Source organism: Halobacillus sp. (assembly GCF_049282395.1).
Lineage (GTDB): Bacteria > Bacillota > Bacilli > Bacillales > Halobacillaceae > Halobacillus.
Genome location: NZ_JBAPTY010000217.1, coordinates 1 through 2,374, shown reverse-complemented (window position 1 = coordinate 2,374; position 2,374 = coordinate 1). Strand labels below are relative to the sequence as shown.

At 42.1% G+C, this 2,374-nt stretch carries 3 protein-coding genes; 2 read left to right on the top strand and 1 reads right to left on the bottom strand.

Annotated elements, in window-relative coordinates:
- Positions 1 to 90: 90 nt before the first annotated feature.
- On the bottom strand, positions 91 to 1,239 hold the full coding sequence (locus WAM07_RS09565; RefSeq protein ID WP_422166364.1) for an MFS transporter: 1,149 nt from the start codon (positions 1,237 to 1,239) through the stop codon (positions 91 to 93).
- A 364-nt stretch (positions 1,240 to 1,603) separates the two neighbouring features.
- Here WAM07_RS09565 and WAM07_RS09560 point away from each other — a divergent pair, with 364 nt between their 5' ends.
- Positions 1,604 to 1,942, top strand: a complete 339-nt coding sequence (locus WAM07_RS09560; protein ID WP_422166362.1) for a hypothetical protein — start codon at positions 1,604 to 1,606, stop codon at positions 1,940 to 1,942.
- A 37-nt stretch (positions 1,943 to 1,979) separates the two neighbouring features.
- A partial coding sequence (locus WAM07_RS09555) for an alpha/beta fold hydrolase (RefSeq protein WP_422166360.1) occupies positions 1,980 to 2,374 on the top strand: 395 nt, incomplete at its 3' end.

The window sequence follows — 2,374 nt, the reverse complement described above, 5'->3', positions numbered from 1 at the left end:
CCACCTCAGGTCATCCAGAATCTGGATGACCTGAGGTGGGGAGGTTTTCCATTTGATAGCTTCTATCTATGATCTTATCTTATACTCCGTTCATGCCTTTCTCGTTTTAGGCATGACTAGCACTTTCAGACAGGCAATCAGTCCGATTATAAGAAACACCCAATCGTATCCGGCGAATTTTAACACTCCACCAAAAACAGCAGGACCTATAATTGCCCCGATGTTTAATAGAATGACGCTTACACTGAAGCCTTTCTCGGGAGTATCGGGAAATACTTTGGCACTCCAGATCGGCAGGTAAGCAGCATAAAGCATAAACGTACTTCCGAATAGCAGCCCTGACATACCGACAAACAACCAGGATTGAGAGATAAACAGAACCACCATACTGATCGAGTAGAGTAGAATCGTAACCGCGAAGCAGATTTTAAGGCCTAATTTGTTAATAAGATCGCCAGCCCATAAGCCTGCAATCCCTCCAAGACCCGTGATTAAGAAAAAGATGGCGTTCGAATTATCTACGAAGAAATTTTCCTTCACAAAATCAGCGGCATACGTCCAATAAGTCGCTTCCGTAATCCCAAACAACAAGGAAGCCACATAAAGCGGCCTCGCGTTTTTAGTCAGGAAGGACCGTTTATTGATTTTAACTCCTTTTCCTCCGCTTCGGTTCTGACCGGAGGATGGAATGGATCGAAAAGCCCATATAAAAATCATAAAGCCTATGACACTTCCTGCAATCCAAATGATTCTCCACTGTCCATCCAGTAACAGATAGCTTGTGGATATTAATATTAATCCCAGAGTCGAACCGGTACTAATCACCGCAAGCGACCGCTCCTGGACCGTTTTCTTAACGTTCTGACTGACGTTTTCAGAAAAAGAAGACCATGTTAAACCCGGACTCAATCCGGCAACCACACACCCCACCGTAAAGATGAGTGGATTTGAAGTAAGGGAAGCCATTAACAATCCTGTAGAAGCAGCTAAAATACCGATCAGAATAACCGGCCGCGAACCAAACTTAGAAACCAACATTAAAACGGCCACGACCCCTGCTAAAAAGGAAACGAAAGACAGGCTGGAGATCACTCCTAAAGTAGAGGCGGATATACCAAAAGCTTGTTTAAATTCGGGTACTAATAAGCCATATCCATACCGGAACCATCCAAATATAACGGATAAAGCAAGTAAACCTATGATAGATATAGAAGGAATTTCAATCTCCATTTTCCTCATAATACTTCCCTCCTCAATGAAAGAAATGACTAATATGGAGACTGATACCCTTGGTAAAACCACCTGAAACTTTTCTTATATATTATTTAAGTATATTAAATGATTTAAATACGAGGTTATCACTAATAAAATCATTATTAGCAGGGGGTTGAGCTAATATTGTGATGAAGGATAGATTATATTAGAATACTAAAAATTACAATATATGTATTACACCTTTACAATTATTACACAGGCCATACTACGCATTTTGTAACTTTTCCTTACCCAATACCTACTCATTCAAATGTCCTGTCCAATGTTATAGTTATAGGAGAGGGTATGAAATCGTGATGCTCGTTTAGCTAGAAGGTGGAGGAAAAAAATGAAGGGGTTAATGATATGCTTCGCATTGCTTCTAATAGTAGCGGGATGTTATCCGGGTGCAAATGAAGGTGGACTTCTATCAAGGAGCCAGGTATTAAAACTGAACCCGGACGCTGATTTAATAGAGTTGGAAGAAGGTACTGTTTATACTCACGGAGCTGAATGGATAAAAGAAAAAGGGTATCAAAAAGGAGAAAGATTAGGCGCTGTAAAAAAAGGAATGGCCACGAAAGCACCTGTGGGGGCCGATATCTATACAACTGAAGAGAATTCGCCTGTCATCATAGTAGAATATAACGGATTATCAAAGATGTACTTAATAGCGATTGGAGAATAACAGTTTATAGAAACACAACGATAAGGTGGTGGTCTCAGTGACAGAGGTTCGAACCAATACGATACAAACAAAAGATGGCAGGACACTTGCCTACTGCGAGTATGGAGATCTGTCCGGCTACCCGATCTTCTATGCCCACGGAGGGCCCGGATCAAGGTTAGAAGCCCGCTACCTGGAAAGTACAGCAAAGAAGTTCAGATTCCGGATCATCGCCATGGACCGCCCTGGAATGGGCGGTTCGACTATTAAAGAAGATCGGGCGCTGCTCGATTATCCAGAAGATATAAGAGAGCTTGCGGATGCTCTTGAAATCGAAACATTTGGTGCTATGGGAACATCCAGTGGAGGCGCACACACTACCGTCTGCAGCTACTCTTTAGCCGACCGTTTAACCTTTAACTTCACGTTTGCAGGATACACGAATTTTGCAGA

Bases quoted from the DNA above. Each gene is read 5' to 3' on its own strand.
- WAM07_RS09565 (WP_422166364.1), bottom strand. From the start codon at position 1,239: ATGAGGAAAATGGAGATTGAAATTCCTTCTATATCTATCATAGGTTTA.
- WAM07_RS09560 (WP_422166362.1), top strand. From the start codon at position 1,604: ATGAAGGGGTTAATGATATGCTTCGCATTGCTTCTAATAGTAGCGGGA.